Below are 21,414 nucleotides of genomic sequence, written 5' to 3'. Positions count from 1 at the left end.
CACGAGCAGCAGGAGGTGCGGGTGAGCCAGGAGCTCGACGCCGCGGTGCCCCCGAAAGAGGGCGCCCAGCAGAACGGGCAGGCGGCGGCCCAGCCGCCGAGGCCGAACGGTGCGGCGCCGAACCCGTCCGCGACCCGGCGGGTCCGGGCGCGTCTCGCCCGGCGGATCACCGCGCAGCGCGCCGCCCCGGTCAAGCAGGTCCTCGAACCGCTGGCCGTCATCCACCGCGAGCTCCACCCCAACGCGGACCTCGGGCTGCTGCAGCGCGCCTACGACGTCGCCGAGGAACTGCACCGGAACCAGCGGCGCAAGTCCGGCGACCCCTACATCACCCACCCGCTCGCCGTCGCGACCATCCTCGCCGAGCTGGGCATGGACACCACGACCCTCGTCGCGGCCCTGCTGCACGACACGGTCGAGGACACCGGCTACGCCGTCGAGAGCCTGAAGGCCGACTTCGGCGAAAAGGTCGCCGAGCTCGTCGACGGCGTCACGAAGCTCGACAAGGTCAAGCTCGGCACGTCCGCCGAGGCCGAAACCATCCGCAAGATGGTCATCGCGATGGCCAAGGACCCCCGCGTCCTGGTCATCAAGCTCGCCGACCGGCTGCACAACATGCGCACCATGCGCTTCCTGCCGCCGGAGAAGCAGGCCCGCAAGGCCCGCGAAACGCTCGAAGTGCTCGCCCCGCTCGCGCACCGGCTCGGCATGGCCACGGTCAAGTGGGAGCTCGAAGACCTCGCGTTCGCCATCCTGCAGCCCAAGAAGTACGACGAGATCGTGCGCCTGGTCGCCGACCGCGCGCCCTCGCGCGACATCTATCTGCGGTCGGTCATCACCGACCTGACCAGCAACCTCGTGTCGTCGCGGATCACCGCGAAGGTCGAAGGCCGGCCGAAGCACTACTACTCGATCCACCAGAAGATGATCGTCCGCGGCCGCGACCTGGACGACATCCACGACCTCGTCGGCGTCCGGATCCTCGTCGAGGACGTCCGCGACTGCTACGCCGCCATGAGTGTCGTGCACGCGCTCTGGCAGCCGGTCCCCGGCCGGTTCAAGGACTACATCGCGCAACCTCGCTTCGGCGTCTACCAGTCGCTGCACACGACGGTGATCGGCCCGGACGGCAAGCCCCTCGAGGTGCAGATCCGCACCTACGAGATGCACCGCACCGCCGAGTACGGCATCGCCGCGCACTGGCGCTACAAGGAAACCAAGGGCACGCACAACGGCAACGCCATGGACGTCGACGAGATGGCGTGGATGCGCCAGCTCCTCGACTGGCAGCGGGAAGCGGCGGACCCGGGCGACTTCCTCGAGTCGCTGCGCTACGAGCTGGCCTCGCGCGAGATCTTCGTCTTCACGCCGAAGGGCGACGTCATCACGCTGCCCGTGGACTCGACGCCGGTGGACTTCGCCTACGCCGTGCACACCGAGGTCGGCCACCGCTGCATCGGCGCCCGCGTCAACGGCCGCCTGGTCGCGCTCGAACGCAAGCTGGAAAACGGCGAAGTCGTCGAGATCTTCACGTCGAAGGCGGAGAACGCCGGGCCGTCGCGCGACTGGCTGCAGTTCGCCGGCTCGCCCAAGGCCCGCGCCAAGATCCGGCAGTGGTTCGCCAAGGAACGCCGCGACGAGGCGATCGAAGGCGGCAAGGAAGCCATCACCAAGGAGATCCGCAAGGTCGGCCTGCCGATCCAGCGGCTGGTCTCCGCGGAGTCGATGGGCGCCGTCGCCACCGAGCTGCGCCACGCCGACATCTCGTCGCTCTACGCGGCGGTCGGCGAGGGCCACACCAGCGCGAAGCACGTCGTGCAGCGCCTGGTCGCCCTCATCGGCGGGGTCGACGCGGCGGAGGAGGAGCTCGCCGAACGCGCGACGCCGTCCACCGTCACCCGGCGCCGCGGCTCCAACGACGTCGGCGTGGTCGTCAAGGGCGCCAGCGACGTCTGGGCGAAGCTCGCCCGCTGCTGCACCCCGGTGCCGGGCGACGAGATCCTCGGCTTCGTGACCCGCGGCGGCGGCGTTTCGGTGCACCGCACCGACTGCACGAACGCCGGCGACCTGCAGTCCCAGCCCGAGCGGCTGGTCGAGGTCGAATGGGCGCCCTCGGCGTCTTCGGTGTTCCTGGTGGCCATCCAGGTCGAGGCGCTCGACCGGCACCGTCTCCTGTCGGACGTGACCAAGGTGCTGGCCGACGAGAAGGTCAACATCCTCTCGGCGTCGGTGACGACGTCCCGCGACCGGGTCGCGGTCAGCCGCTTCTCGTTCGAGATGGGCGACCCCAAGCACCTCGGCCACGTCCTGAAGGTGGTCCGCGGCGTGGAAGGCGTCTACGACGTCTACCGCGTGACGTCGGCGTCCTAGGGAGTCCAGGAGACGCCGGCGGCCGCGGCGATCCGCTCGCGGGACTCCAGGAGCCGCGCGCGCAACGGCGGCAGGTCGACGTCGAGCAGGCGCCCGTCCCGTTTGACGGCTTTCCCGGCGACGTACACGCTGTCCACCAGCCCGGGATGACCGGCGCTGACGATGGTGCGAACCGGGTCGGCGACGGGGAAGACCGAGAGGTCCTCGGCGTCCAGCAGGACCAGGTCGGCGGTCTTGCCGGGCGTGAGACTCCCGGTGTCGCGCCCGCAGGCCCGAGCGCCGTTCACCGTGGCGAACTCGAGGACGTCGCGAGCCGTGACGCCGCCGCGTTCGGCGGCCAGTGCCGTGCGCATGGCGCCGAACAGGTCACCACCGGCGGACAGGCAGTCGTCGACCGACAGCGACGGACGCAGCCCGGCGGCCAGCGCCCGGCCGGTGATCAGCGGCTCGAAGCCCATCTTCAGCTCGACGTCCGGGCTGACCGACACCGAGGAACCGGCGTCGGCGAGCATCGCCAGCTGGTCGTCGGAGAGGCCGTTGCCGTGCACGATGGTCGTGCGTTCGTCGAGCAGGCCCCGCGCGCGCATGCCCTCGATCGGGCGGTCACCGTGGGGCCACCCGCCGGTGCCGTGGACGTGCGTGCTCACGGCGAGCCCGAGTTCCCGCGCCAGTGCGACATCGGCGGCGGTCTCGTCCATTGTGGACACCACCGGGCCGCGCAGGCCGAGTGCCATGTCGTCGCCCGGCAGCAGTTTCCGTACCCGCCTGATCTCCGGCTCGACGTCCGGCCCGTCGGCGCCGTAGCAGAAGATCGAGTGGCCGGGTGCGTCCCGCAGCCCGGCGATCGCGGCGTCGGCGTTCTCCGGGTGGAGGGCGCAGTGGAACCAGTCGAGCACGGTCGTGACGCCGGAGTTCAGGGCTTCGAGGCGGCCGAGGAGGTTGCCCAGGTAGACGTCTTCGGGCCGGTAGTGCGGTTTGAGCGTGCCGTGCGCGGCGACGCGGTACTGGTCGAACGTCCAGTCCGCGCCGAGGCCGCGGAACGCCGTCTGCCAGGTGTGCCGGTGCGTGTCGACGAACCCGGGCAGCACGATCTTGCCCGTGGTGTCGACGACCTCGGCGTCGGCGTCGGCGTCGAGCGCGGTGCCGATGGCGGCGATCCGGCCGTCCTCGATGAGCACGTCGCCGCGGGGAAGGTCCCCGAGCGCCGGATCCATGCTGACCACCATGCCGCCGCGCAGCAGTGTCTTCATCGGTGTCCTCCAAGAGTTGACGCGTCAACTCTGTAGGCTACTCCCATGCTGGAGCCGGCGGAGTGGGAGTTCTGGGACACCTGGATGCGCGCCCAGCGGCGGCTCGCCCGCGAGCTCGACCGCGGCCTGCAGCGCGACTGCGGCATCTCGAAGGCCGAGTTCAGCGTGCTGATGACACTGGAGCGGCCGATGCGCGTCGGCGAGCTCGCCGACGCGCTCGACTGGGAGAAGAGCCGCGTCGCGCACCTGCTGACGCGGATGGAGAACCGCGGCCTGGTGGCGCGCATCGAGGACGGCGCCACCGGCCGGCGCACCGGAGTGGAGCTGACCGCCGAAGGCCGCCGCACGGCGGAGAGCGCGGTCCGGGCCCACGGCGCCAACATCCGCCGTCTCGTTCTCGACCGGCTCACCCCCGGCCAGGCGGCGGCCATTCGGGCCTGGAGTGAAGAGCTGCTGGGCTAGAAGAGCGCCGCGACCAGGGTGACCACCGGGGGTACCGCCTGCGCGAGGGCGCCGCCTCGGCCCGCGCCGCGCGTCGGGGGCCGAGCTGCTGAGCGTGCGGCTGGCGGCCTACGGCCTGACCGCCCGGGAGCGCGACGTCTGCCGCGAGGTGCTGGCCGGCCGGTCCACAGTGGACATCGCGGACCGGCTCGGCATCTCGGCCCACACGGTGCAGGACCACCTCAAGTCGGTGTTCGGGAAGGTGGGCGCGCGGAGCCGGGGCGAACTGACGGCGGAGCTGCTTTCCTGACCGTTTCCACCGCGGAAATGGCGTGCCGGTTTCGCCCGGAATTGCGGTGCCGGTCCTCGCGGCTGCATGCTACGGTCCGCAAATTGCAGGGCGGCCGAGCCGAGGGGGCAGCATGTCCGACGACACCACGCGTTATCTCTGCGCGGCTTCCTACCTCGATCCCCGCTACAGCACCGAAGCGATCACCGAGTTCCTCGTCGAGCCGACCCGGCCGGTCCCGCCGTCACCGGGCCTCGACGCGGGCCGCGTGCTCACCGAAGCGGTCCGCGCGCGGGCGCGCCGCAAGAACTACGACGGCCTGCTGGTGGGGCTCATGGCCGTCGTCATCGGGCTCTCGTGGGACAACCCGCTGCTGTACGGCTGGATCGTGCTGTCGGTCATCCTCCTGGTGGCCCGGAGCGGGAAGAACGCGACCGCGAACGAGCGGGTGTTCAACCCCCGGACGATCGCGTTGCTCCTCGCCGCGGCCGTGGTCGCGTGGCTGCTGCTGCTCTACTCGGACGAGATCTTCGCTTCCGGCCGGTCGTATTCGTCGCGCTACGCCGAAGACGTCGAATTCGGCGACACGCCGGGCGACGACACCGCCCGGGTCGTCATCGGCGTCGTGCTGGCCGTGATCGTGCTCATGGTTGTCACCTTCGAGCGCTGGTCGCTGTGGAACCTGCTGACCACGCGCTTCAAGCGCTTCGCGCCGCCGGCCCCCGACACCGGCAGCCTGCAGGGGATCTTCACCGAAGACTTCCGCGGGCAGCTCGGCCGCTACCAGCGGGGTGACGAGTTCGCCGGGGTGCCCGGTGCGCCACTGGTGGTGTACCGCGGCTACAAACCGTTCGTGGGCGCAGGCTTCCGGCGCGACGCGTGGTCGATGGCGATCCCGCTGGAGCGGCTCGACGACGACGAGAGCGACCCGGAGACCCGGCGGGAGCTGACCACCGAGACGCTGTACGAGGAGATCCGCGGTGCGATCGCGGACCTGCGGCAGTCGGCCGCGCTGTCGCCGGACCGGCGGCTGGGCGGGCTGACCGTGACCGACGCGGTGTTCACCCCCGCCGCCGAGCTCATCGACCACCTCACCGACGCCGAAGCCGCGGCCTACCTGCCGGACATCGAGTACCCGCCGCACACCCGGCTGACCGAGGCCGACGTCGAGCGGATCCGGCGCGAGCCGCGGGAGTGGGCGCGCTACTACCTGTGCTTCCAGGTCGAGACCTGGGACCGGGACCTGGTGCTCACGACGTTCCTGCACGTGGCCGTCGACGACACGACGCTGTACGTCGAGTGGACGCCGTTCATGCTGCCGCCGATCCGCGCCGAGTACCGCGTCGTGGACAAGATGCGGCAGGAGTCGCTGCGCCCGTTCGGGCAGGGGCTGCTCGCCTGGCTGGAGCTGCCCGCGAGCCTGCCGGGCCGGATCGCGAACCTGGCGTCGTGGATCCGGCAGCCCAAGCGCGAAGCCGGCGTGCTCGACCCGGAGCGCTACGGCGCCGCCAGCACCCTGCGCGAGCTCGCGGCGGTGAACCTGTTCACCGACTACTTCCAGCTCGTCGACGTCGAGCGCTACGAGAAGATCATCGGGAGCAGGCTTCTGCCGGCGATCGGCAAGCTGCTCGGCGACGCCGGGTTCTCGACGGCGAAGTTCGAGGAGCAGGCGGCGGTCGTGATCAACAACGACATCAGCATCGGCGGCGACAACCGCGCCCCGATCACCCAGACCGGGCAGCGCGGCCCGCGGCCGCGCGTGCCGAGGACGACCGGCCGGAACGCCGGAACGGAGGCCTGATGGGACACCGGATCACGAACAAGGTCAGCATCGGCGGCGACAACTCGGGCCGGATCACCCAGACCGGCATCGAAGGCGGCGGCGCCGACGAGACGGTTTCCTCGCTGCTGCAGCTGGTCGAGCGATTGACGGCCGAGGTGCGCGGGAAGGACCTCGCGAAGCAGGAGGTGCTGGAGGACACGCTCACCGACCTGGCGGATGACCTGCGCGCGGGCGAAGCCGCCGAGCCCGCGGTGGTGCGCAGCCGCTGGAAGAAGATCAAGGGGCTGCTGGGCGGGCTGGCGCAGTTCTCCGAGCTCGTCGCGAAGATCTCCGACCAGGTGCAGAAGATCTTCACCTGAGCGGGATCAGAGGATCTTGCGCAGCAGCGTGTTGACCTCCTCCGGCCGTTCCATGGCCGGGAGGTGGCCGGTGGCGGGGAGTTCGACGAGCTCGGCGTCCGGCAGCGACGCCGCAAGGTGCTGTGACAGCTCGACCAGGCCGGGTGCGTCCGCCGTCCCGATCACCACCAGGGCCGGGGTCGTGATCTCGCCGAGCCGGTGCCGCGTGTCCGGGATCGTCTCCGTCCACTGTGGAGCGGTCCATTCGGTGCGGTAGACCTGCTCGCACATCTCCCGCACCAGCGCGACCATTTCCGGCGGCAGGACCGAAACGTCCCGCTCCGGACCGGCGACCATGTAGCGGAGGTTCGCCTCGGCCATCGCGCGCACATCGGCCTCGTCGACGTCGATCTCGCGGGCGGCGTACCGCTCGAGCCGCCCGGCGGGGAGCAGTTCCGCGGCGAGCCGCGCGATGTCCCGTTGCATGTGGTCCGGCCAGGTGTGCCCGGTCAGGCCCGAGCCCAGCAGCGCGAGCCGGGTGATCCGCTCCGGCGCGGCCAGGGCGGCGTCCAGCGCGCACGCCCCGCCCATCGACGCCCCGACCAGCGCGGCCCGCTCGATCCCCCGGGCGTCGAGCAGGGCCAGCAGGTCCTCGAAGTGGGCGTACTCGCCGGGGCGGGCGGCGGTTTCGCCGAAGCCGCGGCGATCGTAGCGGATCACCCGGTGCGTGGCGGCGAGCGCGGTGAACTGGGCGTCCCACATCCGGCGGTCGCCGACCGCGGCGTGCAGCAGGACGACCGCGGGCCCCTCTCCCGCTTCGTCGTAGCCGAACGCCGTCCCGTTCACTTCGATCGTCGCCATGAGCCACAAGCTAGCCACTCGACCGTGTCACACGCCGCACTTTTCGCTCAGGGCGAGCAGTTAAGGTGCGAACCATGACCGACGGATTCGACCTCACGCGCGACGGCGAAGTCGCCCGGCTCACGCTGACCCGCCCGGAGAAGATGAACGCCATCACCTACGGCATGTGGTCGGCGCTCCCGGACGTCGTGGCCGAGGTCGACGCCGATCCCGCGGTCAAGGTGCTGGTGATCGCGGGGGCTGGGAAGCACTTCTCGGCGGGCGCGGACATCAGCGAGTTCGGCGAGCTGCGCACCACCGCGGACGGCGCGGCGAGCTACGACAAGGCGGTCGAGAGCGCGGTGGCGGCGCTGACCGCGCTGCGCAAGCCGTCGGTGGCGATGATCCAGGGCAACTGCATCGGCGGCGGTTGCCAGGTGTCGGTCGCCTGCGACTTCCGGTTCGCCGCCGAAGGCTCCCGGTTCGGCATCACGCCGGCGAAGCTCGGTATCGTCTACCACTTCGACTCGACGCGCCAGCTCGTGTCCCTGGTCGGCCCGGCGCACGCGAAGTACTTCCTGCTGTCGGGTGAGCTGATCACCGCCGGCCGCGCCCGCGAAATCGGCCTGCTCAACGACGTCTTCCCGGCCGCGTCGTTGGAGGCCTCGACGCAGCAGTTCGTCGCGACGCTCTGCTCGCGCTCGCAGGCGTCGATCCGTGGGATGAACCGGATCATCGAGAAGATCGTCGCCGGCCAGGAGACGTCCGACGCCGAGGTCGAGGACCTCCGCTCCGAGGCCCTGCACGGCGTCGACTACGCCGAGGGCGTCGCCGCTTTCCTGGAGCGCCGCCCGCCGCGGTTCACCTTCCGCTGAGGATCGTCACGAACCCGCCGTTCTCGGCGATCGGCACGTGCAGCCGCTCGCCCGCGGTGACCGTCGAGGTCTCCCGGAGCAACCCCGACGGCCCGTCGCGCAGGGTGTCGGCGACCCAGTGGCCCGGCCCCAGGAAGTCCAGTGGTTCGGTCACCGTCGTGGCCGGGCCGGCGAAGATGCCGCCGACGAACCAGCGGTCGCCCGAGCGGCGCGCGAACACGGCCGCGCGGCCGGGCCGGCCGGACAGCAGCCGGGTTTCGTCCCAGACGGTCGGCAGCTCGTCGAGGGTGCGCAGGGCTTCCGGCCGGGCTTCGTAGTTCTCGGGTTTGTCCGCGCCGTGCTGCCAGCCGGACTCGTAGACGAAGAACGTCGCCACCTCGTGCGCGTCCGTGGTGTCCCGATCGGACACGACGAACGCGGTCGGCGTGTAGTCCATGCTGCCGACGACGTTGCGGGTGAACGGGAACATCGTGTTGGTCGAGGCACGCGTCTTGAGCTGTTCGGCGCCGCGAACGGCCTCGAAGCTCAGCACGTGCGGCCAGGTGCGTTGGAACCCGCGCGGGACGGTCGCGCCGTGGAAGTTGAGCATCAGCTTCTGCCGGGCGGTCGCCCGCGCGATGTCGTCGTAGAAGCCGAGCCGCGCCCGGGTGTCGGAGTCCATGAAGTCGACCTTGATCCCGGCGACGCCCCACGACTTGACCAGCGGCAGCCACCGCGCGCGTTCGGCCGGTGTGTCGAGGTCGTCCCAGCGGAACCACAGGAGCACTTCGACACCGCGGGCGCGCGCGTAGCGGATGACATCCGGCGCCCAGGAAGCGTCCCAGCCCTCGTCGACGAGCAGGTACGGCCAGCCGTGGCGGGCGGCGAAGTCGGCGAACTGCTTCTGCCGCACGGGATCGCGCGGACTGTCGTGTTCGGACAGCCACGACCACGCGACCTTGCCCGGCCGCACCCAGGACGTGTCGTCCAGTTCGGACGGTGACGCGAGGTCGTCGACCAAAGTGGACTCGGTGACCGTCGCCAGGTCGCCGGTGATCGCCACCCGCCACGGCGTGGCGAACGGCCCGCGTCCGGTGACGGCGGCGTCGGCCAGCTTGATTCCGTAGTCCGTCGTGCCGGCCTCGTGAACCAGCCGGGCGCCGGAATAGCGTCCGTCCACATCGGACTCGGTCAGCAGGGTGTAGCCGTCGCGGGTGGCGAACAGCGACGGGAAGCCGTAGTCGCCCGCCGGCGCGCCGCCCGCGGTGGTCTCGACGCGGACCTTCTCGTAGTTGGGGGAGTAGGGCAGCAGCCACGCCGGCGCCGTGGCGGGCAGCGTGAAGGCCGAGGCCTCGCCGGTCACCGTGCCGCCGGCGGGCAGCACGTACCGGTAGGCGGCGCCGTCGGCGGCCGCGCGCACGACGACGTCCAGCCGGGTGCCGAAGGTACCCAGGAAGGACAACGTCGTCTCCGCGGCCCGCGCGTGCCGCCGCAGGCGCTTGCCGGTGGTCATCGTGTAGTGCTCGTCGACGACCCGGTCGACGCGGCGGAGGAACCTCAGGTCCCGGGTCAGATCGGCGGCTCGCGTCCGCAGGCCCACGGGAGCGGGCGCGAGCACGGTCGTGCCGTCGCGGGTGACCGCGAAGGTCAGGCCGCCGGCACCGGTGCGCGCGACGACGGCGGTCACGGCGCCGGTGAGGCTCACGGTCCAGCGGCCGGCGGCGCCGGCGGGCGCGCTCGTCACGACCGTGGCCGCCACGGCCAGGGCGACGGCGAGCGCCGTCCTTCTCCCGAACCCCAAGGAAGCTCCTTCACCACGCGGAATGGCTTGTCGAGCACCGATCTTGGGCGCTCGACGCGGATTCCGCCAACGGGAGCCTCAGGCATCCAGGTAGGCGTGGAAGTGGTCGGCGACGACGTCGGTCACCCCGGCGGGGTCGAGCCGGCCGTCGATTTCGATGACGCGGATACCGAGCTCCCGCGCCGAGCGCACGGCCTGCGCGGCGAGCATCCGGTCGCGCGTCAGCCGGGTCCGCTGCCGCGGGATGGCGGGCTCGTCCGACTGGTGCCGCAGCTGGTGCTGGCGGAACAGCTCGGTCGGCACCAGCACGACCATCCGGCTCGGCGAGTCCACGAGCGGCGCGACCAGTTCCGGGCGCAGGCCCCGGCCTTCGGCGACGATCGGCCGCGGCGAGGTCAGCGCGCGCAGGTCGGCCAGCGCGCATTCGAACCGCTGCCGGAACTCGGCCAGCAGCGCGGCCAGCTGGTCACCGGCCGGGGCGTCCTCGACCGGCCCGGCGCCGGGCCGGGCCCGGTCGTCGTGGTGGTAGGTCGTCAGCCCGTGCCGGGCGGCCAGCAGCCGTGCGACGGTCGACTTGCCCGTCCACGGGGCCCCACCGATCCAGAGCGTCGTGCGCAGCGTCCCGAACGGATCCGAGGTCATCGTTCGACTATTGCGGCACCGGCGCCCCGAAGGCCAGAGTTCGGGCGCCGGTTGATCCGTTCAGCTCAGGGCTCGCTCTCGCCGTCGACGACCAGCACGGTGGAGCCGTCGGCGAAATCGGGCTTCCCGCCGAGCCGGAAGTGGAACCGCGAACCGGGCCGGACGGCGGCGACCACCTGGGTTTCGGCCGTGTCGAGCACGATGATCGCGAGTTCGGTGGTGGGCGGCTCCGGCCGCAGGACTTCGGGCACGATCGGGATCGGCAGGACTCCGCTGACCGAGCCGGAGCCGTCGTCGCTTTCTTCGACGGGTTCGACCGGCGGGACGAGCCGCGGCCGGCGCCGCCACCAGAGCCCGGCGATCAGGCCGGTGAGGAGCCCGCCGGTACCGCTGACGGCGGAAGCGAGCCCGACGCCGAGCCCGGAGGGTTCTTCGGCGGGTGCGGCTTCGGGGGCGGCTTTGGGGGCGGCGACCGGGGGAGCGGTGGGCAGCGGGCCGTACCGCACGGCGGGATCCCGGGCGTCCTCGGGCAACTGCAGCACCTGGCCGGGTTCGATGACGGTCGGGTCGGTGAAGGGCGTCCCGTCGGGTCTCGGGCGGCCCTGGTTGAGCTTGAAGATCTCGGGGAAGCGGTTTCCGTCCCCGAGGGCTCGTTCGGCGATCTTGAACAGCGTGATGTCGTCGGGGTTGTCGGCGTGCGGGACGATGTAGTACTTGACGGCCGGCGGAGGCGGCTGGGTCTGCGCGAGCGCGGGCCCCCCGGCGAGCACGGCGAAGAGGACACCGGCGGCCCCGGCCTGCCCGGCCCGCCCGAGCACGCGGCGCACCGCGGGGTTTGCGACCATGGTCGGCACCTCTCCCCGGTGACCCCGGCGGGTCCCGGTGTTGCCCCTCTACACGGGGGCGGAGCGGGTGCGGTTCAGATCTTGCGGGTCAGATCTCGTCCCACGGCACGGTTTCGTACGCCTTCGCGAGCAGCTCCACCGCACGATCCGCGGCCGGCAGCGCGAGGTCGTCGACGGAAGCGACCGCGCGCCCCGGCGTTTCCGAATTCGTCACGAACATCGCGTCGAAGTCACGCAGGTCCGCGGGCCGGACCTCGCGCGTCTCCTGCGGGACACTCAAGCGGCGCAACGCTTCCTTCTGCACAAGCATCGTGATCCCCGGCAGCACCGCGGCTTCCGGCCACACGACCGTGTCGCCGGCCAGGAAACCGGCGTTCCACACTGACGCTTCGCTGATCCGGCCGGCCGGGTCGATGAACAGCGCGTCGTCGTAGCCGGCCAGCTCGGCCTGGCGGGAGTGGTAGATCAGCCCGAACGTGCCCAGGTGCTTCACCTGCGGCAGATCTCGCTGGTAGCGCACCGTCCCGAGGCGCAACGGCGCCGGCTCGGGCGGGTGCGGCGGGAGCGTCCGGACGAGGATCTCCGGTACGAGCGGCTCCTCGAAAGAACGCGTGACCACCATGACCCGCACCGAAAGCGCCGGTTCGCCGGCGATCGCCTGGCGGACGTACGAGCGCACGCGGTCGACGTCGAGGTCGGTGCCGAACAGCAGCCGGGTGCTCGTCGCGAGCCGCTCCAGGTGGAACGCGAGCCCGCGGACCCGCCCGTCCCGGACCTGCATCGCGGTGAAATGGCCGTAGGAGGTCATTCCCGCGACGAAGGCGCCCGGGCCGAGCGGATCCCCGTTCAGCTCGATGCGCGCCGCCACTACTGGACGGTCACGCCCGTGAACTTCACCTGCTTCGTCGGCGCCCCGGTGCCGTCCTGCGGGTTCGGGTTCGCGATGCCGGCCTTGGCGACGGCGTCGAGGACCTTCAGGCCCTCGTCGCTGATGCTGCCGAACACCGAGTAGTCCGCCGGGAGGCCTTCGGCGTTGCCGTAGACCATGAAGAACTGGCTGCCACCGGAGTTCGGGGCCGACGTCTTCGCCATCGCGAGGATGCCGCGGCCGTACTTGATCTCCGGGAACGCCTCGTCCGGCATCGTGTAGCCGGGGCCGCCCTGACCGTCCTGGGTCGGGTCGCCGGTGGCCGAGGGGTCACCGCACTGCAGCATCTGCAGGCCCTCGGTGCCGAGCCGGTGGCACATGGTGTCGTTGTAGAAGCTCTGCTTCGCCAGGCTGACGAAGCTCTGCACCGCGCACGGCGCGAGCGCCCGGTCGAGCGTCAGCGGGATGTCGCCCGCGGTGCTCTTCAGCGTCACGTTCACCGTGCCGGTCGACGGGACGTTCTTGCCGTCGGGCAGGTTGACCTTCTTCGGCGCCTTGCCCGTCGTGTCGGCCTTGAAGTCGCACGTCGTCGGGTTCGGCAGCGCCGTGGTCCGCTTCGGCAGCGCCGCGCGCTGCGTCGGGATCTGGAGATCGGTCGGCGGCGGAGCGGCCGAAGACGACGCCGCCGTGTCGGTGGCGTCACCGCCGTTGGCGCTCACGATCCACACCACCACGCCCGCCACGACGAGCACAGCCACGCCGACGACACCAGCGCCGATCCTCCTGCGTCGCTTCTGCTGCTCCTGCCGGCGCTCGAGCTGCCTCTCGAGCTTGCGCTTCGCAGCTTCGCGGCGCTGCTGGTTGGTCGCCACCCCGTACCCTCCAGGTTTCCGCTCGTGTCACACGTCTGAGGTAGCGGCAGTGTATGGGCACAGCCTGTGAGGACCATGTACAGGGCCCGCTAGTCTCAACCCGATCGTGATCGGCGCCATCCGGCGCGGATGTCCGGGAGGCGTTCGGTGCTCGTCGTCGGGTTCGGCAGCGGCCCGCTGCAGGCCAACTGCTACCTGCTGGCGGAGGCCGCCGGCGGGCCGTGCGTGGTCGTGGATCCGGGCCAGGAGGTGGCCGGTCCGCTGGCCGCCGCGCTCGCCGGGCACCGGCTGGTCCCGGCGGCGCTGGTGGCCACCCACGGGCACGCGGACCACGTGTCGTCGGCCGCGGAGCTGTCGGCCGAGCACGGCGTCCCGCTGCACCTGCACGCCGCCGACGCCGGCCTGTACGACGGCGACAGCGTCCCGCTCGAGCCGGGCACGTTCGCCGGGCTGGACATCGATGTCCGCCACGTGCCGGGGCACACACCGGGCTCGGTGGTGCTGGGCCTGCGGACGGCCGAGGGCGGTGGGCTCGCGCTCACCGGCGACACGCTGTTCGCCGGCTCGGTCGGCCGCGGTGCCGACGCGGACGTGGTGCGCGACCTGCTGACGAGCCTGCCGGACGACACGGTGGTGCTGCCGGGCCACGGACCGGCGACGACGATCGGCCGGGAACGCGCGGGCAACCCGTTCCTCGCCGGGACGGGGGCCTGAGCATGGCGGAAGAGACGACCGAGCGGCTCGCGCTGTTCGAGGAGGACCCGCGCGGACGCCGCCGCCGCGGCATCTCGGGCCTGATCGGCGTGGTGATCGTCGCGGCCGCGTTCGGCGGGGTCGCGGGCCTCATCGGCGGCACCCTGATCGGGCTGGTCGTGGCGCTGGTGATCGCGCTGCCGCTGCTGTACGTGATGGCCGTCAGCATCCGCCGCCGCGTCTGGCTGGAGGGTTCGACGCTGCTCGTGCGCACCTGGGGCCTGCGCCGCGTCGACCTGGTCACCGCCACGCGGCTGGACCTGGTGATCGGCGACGTCCGCGGCTCCCGCACGGTGAGCCTGCTGGTCAACGCCGGGCAGCGCGGCAAGGTCGGGAAGGTCGACCTCGCGGTGTTCTCCGGCACCGGCGGCCGCGAACTGGGCGTCCTGCAGCTGCGGAAGCTGGCGAACGCGCTGATGAACAACACCGAAGCCAACGGCCTGGTGTTCGGGGAGCTGCTGGTCGCGGAGCTGAAGGCCGAAGCGCGCGGCTCCGGCGTGGCGGACCGCCCGCTCTACCGGCTGGCGTCGGTGGCGCCGTCGGGCAAGTACGTGCAGCGGTTCACGATGGAGGCCGTCAGCCGGTTCGTGGCGACTCTCGACTGAGCTCCTCGTCCGCCTCGCGCAGCTGCTCCAGCTGGTAGACGAGCTCCGGGACCTCTTGGGCGATGTACGCGGCGAGGCGCTCGACCTGGTGCAGGGTGGCCCGGACGTCCTCCAGGGCGGCCGCGATGCGCGGCAGGGACTCGACGGCCTGGACGGTCGCCGTGACCACGCGCAGGGCGCCCCGCACGACCTGCCGCGGGCCGATCAGCACGAACATGGCGTCTCCCCGGGTCGGCTGAGGCCCTTCCTACCGCGTTCTCGCTGGTCCGGCTCGGTCGGGGTGCCCGGGTGTTACGGGTGGGACGGAACGGCCTTCGTGGTGCTGCTGAGGTACGCGGCGGGCTCGCGGGAGGCGATCAGCGCGGCCAGGATCGTCGTCACCGGGACGGCCGCGACGATGCCGACGCTGCCGGCGAGCGTCCGGATGATCTCCTGCGCGATCTCTTCACTGCCGAGCAGCGCGCCCAAGCCGACCCCGGAGATCGACGAGTACAGCAGCACCGGCAGCGCTGCCCCCGCGTAGGCCATCACGAGCGTGTTGACCGCCGAGCCGACGTGGTCGCGGCCGATCCGCAGGCCCGAGCGGTACAGCTCCTGCCAGCTCAGGTCCGGGTTGGCGCGGCGCAGCTCCCAGACCGCGCTGGTCTGGGTCACGGTGACGTCGTCGAGCACGCCGAGCGCGCCGATCACCACGCCGGCCAGCAGGAGCCCTCGCGAGTCGATGCCGTGGCCGAGCGACCCGATCAGCGTCGACGTGCTGTCGTCGAGCCCGGTCAGCGAGGCCGCCGCGGAGAAGATCGCCGAGAGGACGCCGATGAGGGCCAGGCTGACGAGCGTGCCGAGGACGGCCGCGGACGTTCTCGCCGACAGCCCGTGGGTCAGGTAGAGCGCGATGAACATGATCGCGCCCGACCCCGCGATGGCCACGACCAGCGGGTTTTCCCCGGCGAGGATGGCCGGGAGGATGAACAGCGCGATCACGAGGAACGACAGGCCGAGCGCGACGAGCGCGGCCAGGCCCTGCCAGCGGCCGAGCACCAGCACCGCGACCGCGAAGAGCGCGGCCAGCACGAGCAGCGGGGTGCCGCGCTGGAAGTCCACGAGCTGGAAGCTGGCCGGATCGCCGGCGTTGCCGCCGTTGTAGGCGAGCACGACGGCGTCGCCGGCGGCGAACCGCGGCGTGCTCGGCTCGATCGGGACGGTCAGCTTCAGCTGCTTCCCGTTCGCCGGGCCGTCGGTCATGGTGAGGTCGACCGTCAGGCACGGCTTGGCGTTCGGGTCGGTCTGGTCGCCGACCTGGACCTGGCCCTGCGCGAGGCAGGGACCGGTGGCGGTGGTCGTGATGTTCGCTGCGACGGGCGTGCCCTGCGGGACGACGCTCGTCGGGTCCGGTTTGCCCCACGGGTAGAGCACGATCATGGCGACGACGGTCGCCAGCGCGAGCGGGGCCAGCAGCCAGATCAGCAGGAGCTTCACGCGCTTCGACGCCGGGGCGGCCGGTCCGTGGCCGTGCCCGTGGCCGTGGCCGGTTTCGGGCTCGGGTTTCTTCGGGGGCCGCGGCTTCGTCCCTGGCATTGCCTGCGGCCCGGTGTCGCCGCGGCGCGCGGCTCGCTGCGGGCCGGTGTCGGCACGCTTGTCGCCGGGAACCCGCTGCGGCCCGGTGTCGGCGCGCCGGCGACCGGGATCGGCAGCGCGGCGCGCGCCCTCCGGTGGGGTCCTGCGCACCGGTTTCCGGGGCGCACCGGACGTTCCGGATGCACCTCGCGCCGGCGAAGGGGACACCTCGTCCGTGATCCGGCGAATCGGGCCGGTTGCGTCGTCGTCGAGGTCGGGGCGGTCCACGCGCACATCCTGACAGCGGGTTCGCGCGGCCCGGACGAGGGGCCGGTTCAGCCGTAGGCCTGGCGGACGTGGACGCGCCGGTACGCCGACGGCGGGGTGTCGAAGTGGTCGAGGAAGGCCTGGCGCAACGTCTCCGTCGAGCCGAAGCCGCAGCGGCGGGCGATCGTCGCCAGCGGGAGGTCCGTGCCCGACAGCATCCGCGCCGCGTGCTCGGTGCGGACCGTGCGGACGTACTTGCCCGGCGTCGTGCCGAGGTGCGCGTCGAAGAGGCGGGTCAGCTGGCGGGTGCTCAGGCCCGCCCGGGTGGCCAGCGCCGGGGTGCCGAGGTCGGCGTCGAGGTGCTCGGCGATGTACGCGGTCAGGTCGCGGACCTCGCGGTGCTCCGGTGGCGGGCCGGCCAGGAACAGGCTGACCTGGGCCTGGTTGCCGGGCCGCTGCAGGTACGTCACCAGCGACCGGGCCACCTCGCGGGCCAGCGTCGGCCCGTGATCGGCCTCGACGAGCGCCATCGTCAGGTCGAGCCCGCTGGTCACCCCGGCCGCGGTGTAGACGTTGCCGTGCTGGATGTAGAGCGGCACCGGATCGACCGTGACCGCGGGGTAGGCGTCGGCCAGCTTCGCCGCCCAGCGCCAGTGGGTCGTCGCGCGGCGGCCGTTGAGCAGGCCCGCCGCGGCGAGCACCTCCGCGCCGGTGCAGACCGACGCCACCCGCCTGCTGGTCTGGGCCAGCCGCCGGATGTGGGCGAGCACCCGCTCGTCGGACGCCGCCGTCGTGCTGCCCCAGCCGCCCGCGACGACCAGCGTGTCGAGGTCGGGCGCCACCTGGTCGAGCCGCAGGTGCGGCTGCAGGACCAGCCCGGAGCACGTGCGGATGGCCTGGCCGTCGATGGTGGCGAGCCGGATCTCGTACGGCGGGCGGGCGCCGTGGCGGTTGGCGGCGTCGAGGACGTCGGCCGGGCAGGCGACGTCCAGCAGCTCGACGTCGGGGAATCCGACGATCGTGACCCGTCTGGGTGAAGCTGCCATGATCGCACGCTAGCAGCCGGACCGGCGTTCGGACGCGGTTCGCAGGATTTCGGACATCCGCGTCCGGCGCGCCGGCGGACCCCGCCAGGGTGAGGGCCATGACCGCTGAGCAGAAGACCCTCGCCTTCGTCGTCTACCCGGGCCTGACACCGCTGGACCTGGTGGGCCCGCTCCAGGTGCTGAGCGCCCTGGCGCAGCTGGATCCCGGCTACCGGACCGTCGTCGTGGGTGCCACGAAGGACACCGTCGGCACCGACACGCCGCTGAGCGTCGCGCCGAGCCACACGTTCGACGAAGTGCCGTCGCCGTACGCGGTGCTGGTGCCCGGCGGCACGGTGCCGACGCTGCGCGCGATGGCCGACGAGCGCCTGCTCGCCTGGCTGCGCGCCGCGGCCGCCGGTGCCGAGCTGGTGACGTCGGTCTGCACCGGCTCGATGGTCCTCGGCGCGGCCGGGCTCCTGGAAGGCAAGCGGGCGACGACGCACTGGATGTTCCGCGACCTGCTGGCCGGCCTCGGCGCGACGCCGGTCGCGCAGCGCTGGGTCGAAGACGGCCGGGTGATCACCGCGGCCGGCGTCTCGGCCGGCATCGACCTCGCGCTGCACCTCGTGGAACGGCTCGCCGGCCGGCAGGTCGCGACGAACATCCAGTTCGTCATCGAGTACGACCCCGAGCCGCCGCAGGGCCGCCTGGACTGGGCGAACCAGCCCTACGGCGACCTCAAGCCGCTGCGCGAGCACACGCTGCGGGCCGGGCTGGCCGACCACCCGGAGCTGCTGGGCAAACTATTGGCAAACGCCTGAACCAACGGCGTCGGCCATCCGGGTGATCGAGGGAAAAGCCCAGCCCCGGACGGCTAGATTCAGCTCGCTCGATCAGGTGATCTCGCGGGTGGGGTGTAGCCGTGCGGTTCGAGGTCCTCGGTCCGATGACCGCCACCGTCGGGCTGCCGTCGGCGGCCCAGCCGCGGCGGCTGCTCGCCGTGCTGCTCGCGCGCGCCGGCCAGTTCGTCGGCCGCGACACGCTGGTCGACGAGCTGTGGCCGGACGGCGCGCCGCCGAGCGCCGCGGCCATCGTGCAGGTCACCGTGTCGAAGCTGCGCAAGACGCTCTCGCCCGGCCTCGGGGCCGCCGAGGCCGGGCAGCGCCTGCGGTCCGGGCCGCGGGGCTACGCGCTGTCCGTCGAGCCGGGGGAGCTGGACGCCGACGACTTCCTGACGCTGCTCGCCGCGGGCGCCGACGACCGCGCGCAACGCCGCCGCGCACTCGAACGGGCGCTGGCGTGCTGGCGGGGTGACGCGTTCGCCGACGTCGCCGGCGGGCCGCTGCTGGAGGCGCACAAGCTGTGGCTGGAGGACCGGCGGTCGGCGGCGTTGCTGCAGCTGGTCGAGCTGGAGCTCGCCGACGGCGACGGCCGCGCGGTCGTCGAGCGGCTCGACCCGGTGGTCGCGGCCCGGCCCGCCGACGAGCGCTTCGCCGCCCGGCTCGCGTCCGCGCTCGGTGTCGTCGGCCACCGCGAATCGGCGTTGGAGGTGCTCCGCCGGACGCGGCGGGCGCTGTGGGAAGAGGCGGGCGTGTGGCCCGGTGACGACCTCGTCGCGGTGTACCGCCGGATCGCCGGCACCGAGTGGACGACCCCGGGGCCGCCGGCCCAGCTCCCGCCGGCGGTGCCCGACTTCACCGGCCGCGCGACCGGGCTGGCCGACGTCGGCCGGGCGCTGCGCGGCCCCGGACCGGTCGTGCTGCACGGGCCCGCCGGGGCGGGGAAGTCGGCGCTGGCCGTGCAGGCGGCCTGGCGGGCGCGCCGCCGCTTCCCCGACGGCCAGCTGACGGCGTCGCTGCGGGGCGCCGAGCCGGCGACCGTCCTCACCGGGTTCCTGCGCCAGCTCGGCGCGACGCCGGCCGAGCTGGCCGACCGCGCCGGCCTGACCGGGCTGTGGCGCGGCTACACCGCGGACCGCCGGCTGCTGGTGCTGCTGGAGGACGTCACGACGGAGGCGCAGGTGCGGGCGCTGCTGCCGAGCGGGCCAGGCTGCGCGACGCTGGTGACCACGCGCCGCGAGCTGCCCGGCCTGTGCGGGGCGCGGCCGGTCCCGGTCGGCGAACTGTCCACAGAGGACGCCTGGGCGTTGCTGGCGGCGATCGCGGGGGAGGCACGCCTGCGCGCGGAACCTTCGGCGGCGCAACGGGTTCTCGAGTGCTGCGCCGGGCTCGCGCTGGCGGTCCGGATAGCGGGGGCGAAGCTCGCGGCCCGGCCGAGCCGGCGGGTGGCCGAGCTGGCGGCCCGCTTGGCCGACGACCGTCGCCGGCTCGACGAGCTGGCCACGGGCGACCTTTCGGTCCGGGCGGCGGTGACCTCCGCGCTGCGCGAGCGGCCGCCGGCGGACCGGTCGTTGCTGAGGTCGCTGGCGGCGTTCGAGGGCCCGGTGCCGGACTGGTGCGCGGCGGCGATGGTGGCCGGTCCGGCGGACGACGCGCGTGATCGGCTCGAAGCGCTGGCAGCAGCGCATTTGGTGCAGCCGGCCGGACCGGAACCCGTTGCCGAAGAAGAGTCTTACGACCAGCTCGAGCCGGTCTCCCGGAGAGCACCACGCTGGGCCGTCCCGCCGTTCACCAGGCTCGTCCTGACCGAAACCCCGGAAACTGACCCCGCCGCCCTCCGCCGCGCCTGCGAAGTCACCCTCGCCCTCGCCGAACACGCCCGGGGCCGCCCGCCGGTCGAACTCCCGAAACCCGATCCCGCCGCCGTCCGCCGGGTCGCCGCCGATCCCGGGGCTTGGGCCGCCGAAGAAACCGCCCACCTCGCCGCGGCCGCGCGGCTCGCCGGGGCGCACGGCTGGCACGACCTCACCGGACGGCTCGCCGACGCCTGCACCGCCCTGGCCGGCACACCGTGGCTCGGCCGGAACGCCCGGGCCGTGTCGGTGCTCGGCCTCGCCGCCGCCCGCCGGCGGCGAGACCCGCGCGCCGAAGCCGAGAAGCTCTACAACCTCGGCTCCGTGCACTGGCAGCACGGCCACGGCCGGCAGGCCCGCAACTACTTCGCCATGGCCGAGACCCGCTTCCGGGAGCTCGACGACCCGCAGGGCACCGGCGCGGTGCTGGCCGCGCTCGCCGACGTCCACCTCGATGGAGGTGACCCGCGGGCCGCCGAGGCCGAGCTGGTCGAAGCCCTCGGCCTGCTGCGCGCGTGCGGCGACCGCCACGGGCAGGCGGCCGCGGCCGCGCAGCTGGGATCGCTGGCCGAGGACGTCGGGGACGTGCGGCGCGCGGTCGAGAGCTTCGAAGTCAGCATGCTGCTCGCGAGCGAGTGCGACGACGGGCGCGGGCACGACCAGGCCGCCAAGCGCTACGCCGACGTCCTGCGCCGCCACGGTGGCTACGACCGGGCCGCCGACCTGCTCACCGGCGCGCTCGGCGGCGCCGTCCGCACCCGCGAACGGCACTGGGAGGCGCACGTCCTGCGCAGCCTGGGTGACCTGCACACCGAGGCCGGCGAGCCCGGCGACGGCGAACGCTTCCTGACGCGGTCGCTCACCCTGTTCGACCAGATCGGCCACCGGCACGCCGCCGCCTACACCCACCGCTGCCTCGCCGAAGCACGCCGCCGCGCGGGCGATCCGGCGGGCGCGCGGTGGCACCTGCGCGTCGCGATGGGCGTGTTCCGCGAGCTGCGGGACCGCCGCGGCGCCGGCTACACCCTGCTCAGCCTCGGCCGGACCCACGCGGACGAGGGCGCGCCGGCGGAGGCCGCGCGGCTCCTGCACACCTCGGCCGGTCTCTTCCGCGAGCTCGGGTTCCCGCTGTGGGAACTGCGCGCGCTGCGGGAGCTGACCGCCGTCACCAGTGAATCCCCGGCCCGGGACCGGACTCGTGAAGTCTTGACGAAGATCAGCACCTGACGCCGTCGCCGCCGGTCCCGCGGCGCGGGCGTTTGGCGAAGTTATGGGCCTCCCGATTTGGCTGCCGGGCGTTCGGATCGTCGTACCGAGGAGGC

Annotated in this window: 20 protein-coding genes; 10 read left to right on the top strand and 10 right to left on the bottom strand. The window is 72.8% G+C overall.

Annotated features, from left to right (window positions below; all coding sequences use genetic code 11):
• The first annotated feature begins 21 nt into the window (after positions 1-21).
• The gene (locus BLV96_RS07655; protein ID WP_086684021.1) at positions 22-2,370 is read left to right on the top strand and encodes a RelA/SpoT family protein; all 2,349 of its coding nucleotides are present in this window, start codon (positions 22-24) and stop codon (positions 2,368-2,370) included.
• On the opposite strand, the gene BLV96_RS07650 is transcribed toward BLV96_RS07655, so the two are convergent.
• Positions 2,367-3,620, bottom strand: coding sequence for an amidohydrolase family protein (locus BLV96_RS07650; RefSeq protein WP_086684024.1), 1,254 nt, complete (start codon positions 3,618-3,620; stop codon positions 2,367-2,369). The genes BLV96_RS07655 and BLV96_RS07650 overlap by 4 nt on opposite strands.
• A gap of 45 nt (positions 3,621-3,665) precedes the next feature.
• On the opposite strand from BLV96_RS07650, the gene BLV96_RS07645 reads away from it, so the two are divergent.
• From BLV96_RS07645 to BLV96_RS07630, 4 genes are all read left to right on the top strand, one after another.
• Positions 3,666-4,082 (top strand): MarR family winged helix-turn-helix transcriptional regulator, encoded by a 417-nt coding sequence (locus BLV96_RS07645; protein ID WP_086684027.1) that lies wholly within the window; start codon positions 3,666-3,668, stop codon positions 4,080-4,082.
• Between the two features lie 94 nt (positions 4,083-4,176).
• The gene (locus BLV96_RS07640) at positions 4,177-4,371 is read left to right on the top strand and encodes a helix-turn-helix domain-containing protein (protein ID WP_244180093.1); all 195 of its coding nucleotides are present in this window, start codon (positions 4,177-4,179) and stop codon (positions 4,369-4,371) included.
• Positions 4,372-4,483: 112 nt separating this feature from the next.
• Positions 4,484-6,151: a hypothetical protein gene (locus BLV96_RS07635; RefSeq protein ID WP_086684030.1), complete on the top strand. Its 1,668-nt coding sequence runs from the start codon at positions 4,484-4,486 to the stop codon at positions 6,149-6,151.
• Complete coding sequence (locus BLV96_RS07630) at positions 6,151-6,492, top strand: hypothetical protein (RefSeq protein WP_086684033.1); 342 nt, start codon at positions 6,151-6,153, stop codon at positions 6,490-6,492. Before BLV96_RS07635 ends, BLV96_RS07630 begins: the two co-directional genes overlap by 1 nt.
• 6 nt (positions 6,493-6,498) lie before the next feature.
• Here the strand turns inward: BLV96_RS07630 and BLV96_RS07625 are convergent, their stop codons facing one another.
• Entirely contained in the window at positions 6,499-7,332 is an 834-nt protein-coding gene (locus BLV96_RS07625) for an alpha/beta fold hydrolase (protein WP_086684036.1), read from the bottom strand.
• A gap of 74 nt (positions 7,333-7,406) precedes the next feature.
• Here BLV96_RS07625 and BLV96_RS07620 point away from each other — a divergent pair, with 74 nt between their 5' ends.
• Positions 7,407-8,186, top strand: coding sequence for an enoyl-CoA hydratase/isomerase family protein (locus tag BLV96_RS07620; RefSeq protein ID WP_167379559.1), 780 nt, complete (start codon positions 7,407-7,409; stop codon positions 8,184-8,186).
• Here the strand turns inward: BLV96_RS07620 and BLV96_RS07615 are convergent.
• The 5 genes from BLV96_RS07615 to BLV96_RS07595 form a co-directional block, all read right to left on the bottom strand.
• Complete coding sequence (locus BLV96_RS07615; RefSeq protein ID WP_208608171.1) at positions 8,173-9,966, bottom strand: glycoside hydrolase family 97 protein; 1,794 nt, start codon at positions 9,964-9,966, stop codon at positions 8,173-8,175. The genes BLV96_RS07620 and BLV96_RS07615 overlap by 14 nt on opposite strands.
• A gap of 78 nt (positions 9,967-10,044) precedes the next feature.
• Positions 10,045-10,608, bottom strand: coding sequence for a P-loop NTPase family protein (locus BLV96_RS07610; protein WP_086684042.1), 564 nt, complete (start codon positions 10,606-10,608; stop codon positions 10,045-10,047).
• Between the two features lie 65 nt (positions 10,609-10,673).
• A complete protein-coding gene (locus tag BLV96_RS07605) occupies positions 10,674-11,453 on the bottom strand; it encodes a LysM peptidoglycan-binding domain-containing protein (protein WP_091388923.1) in 780 nt (259 codons plus the stop codon).
• An 88-nt stretch (positions 11,454-11,541) separates the two neighbouring features.
• Positions 11,542-12,321 (bottom strand): aminotransferase class IV, encoded by a 780-nt coding sequence (locus tag BLV96_RS07600; protein WP_091388920.1) that lies wholly within the window; start codon positions 12,319-12,321, stop codon positions 11,542-11,544.
• Positions 12,321-13,193, bottom strand: a complete 873-nt coding sequence (locus tag BLV96_RS07595) for a peptidylprolyl isomerase (protein ID WP_086678159.1) — start codon at positions 13,191-13,193, stop codon at positions 12,321-12,323. Before BLV96_RS07595 ends, BLV96_RS07600 begins: the two co-directional genes overlap by 1 nt.
• A 147-nt stretch (positions 13,194-13,340) precedes the next feature.
• On the opposite strand from BLV96_RS07595, the gene BLV96_RS07590 reads away from it, so the two are divergent.
• Positions 13,341-13,907: an MBL fold metallo-hydrolase gene (locus BLV96_RS07590; protein WP_086678160.1), complete on the top strand. Its 567-nt coding sequence runs from the start codon at positions 13,341-13,343 to the stop codon at positions 13,905-13,907.
• 2 nt (positions 13,908-13,909) lie between these two features.
• Entirely contained in the window at positions 13,910-14,551 is a 642-nt protein-coding gene (locus BLV96_RS07585) for a hypothetical protein (protein ID WP_086678161.1), read from the top strand.
• On the opposite strand, the gene BLV96_RS07580 is transcribed toward BLV96_RS07585, so the two are convergent.
• The 3 genes from BLV96_RS07580 to BLV96_RS07570 all read right to left on the bottom strand — a co-directional run bounded on the left by BLV96_RS07580 (position 14,523) and on the right by BLV96_RS07570 (position 17,418).
• A complete protein-coding gene (locus BLV96_RS07580; RefSeq protein WP_086678162.1) occupies positions 14,523-14,768 on the bottom strand; it encodes a hypothetical protein in 246 nt (81 codons plus the stop codon). The two genes, BLV96_RS07585 and BLV96_RS07580, sit on opposite strands and share 29 nt — an antisense overlap.
• 74 nt (positions 14,769-14,842) lie before the next feature.
• Positions 14,843-16,393 (bottom strand): YibE/F family protein, encoded by a 1,551-nt coding sequence (locus tag BLV96_RS07575; RefSeq protein ID WP_086678163.1) that lies wholly within the window; start codon positions 16,391-16,393, stop codon positions 14,843-14,845.
• A 47-nt stretch (positions 16,394-16,440) separates the two neighbouring features.
• Positions 16,441-17,418, bottom strand: a complete 978-nt coding sequence (locus BLV96_RS07570; RefSeq protein WP_086678164.1) for a GlxA family transcriptional regulator — start codon at positions 17,416-17,418, stop codon at positions 16,441-16,443.
• A 98-nt stretch (positions 17,419-17,516) separates the two neighbouring features.
• Here BLV96_RS07570 and BLV96_RS07565 point away from each other — a divergent pair, with 98 nt between their 5' ends.
• On the top strand, positions 17,517-18,221 hold the full coding sequence (locus BLV96_RS07565) for a DJ-1/PfpI family protein (protein WP_086678165.1): 705 nt from the start codon (positions 17,517-17,519) through the stop codon (positions 18,219-18,221).
• Positions 18,222-18,322: 101 nt separating this feature from the next.
• Positions 18,323-21,319, top strand: coding sequence for an AfsR/SARP family transcriptional regulator (locus BLV96_RS07560; protein WP_086678166.1), 2,997 nt, complete (start codon positions 18,323-18,325; stop codon positions 21,317-21,319).
• The last annotated feature ends 95 nt before the right edge of the window (positions 21,320-21,414 follow it).

The organism is Amycolatopsis pretoriensis (assembly GCF_900107925.1).
In the GTDB taxonomy this organism is placed as follows: Bacteria; Actinomycetota; Actinomycetes; order Mycobacteriales; family Pseudonocardiaceae; genus Amycolatopsis; species Amycolatopsis pretoriensis.
Note: the sequence above shows the minus strand (reverse complement) of the source record. Positions and strands in the feature narration are given on the sequence as shown.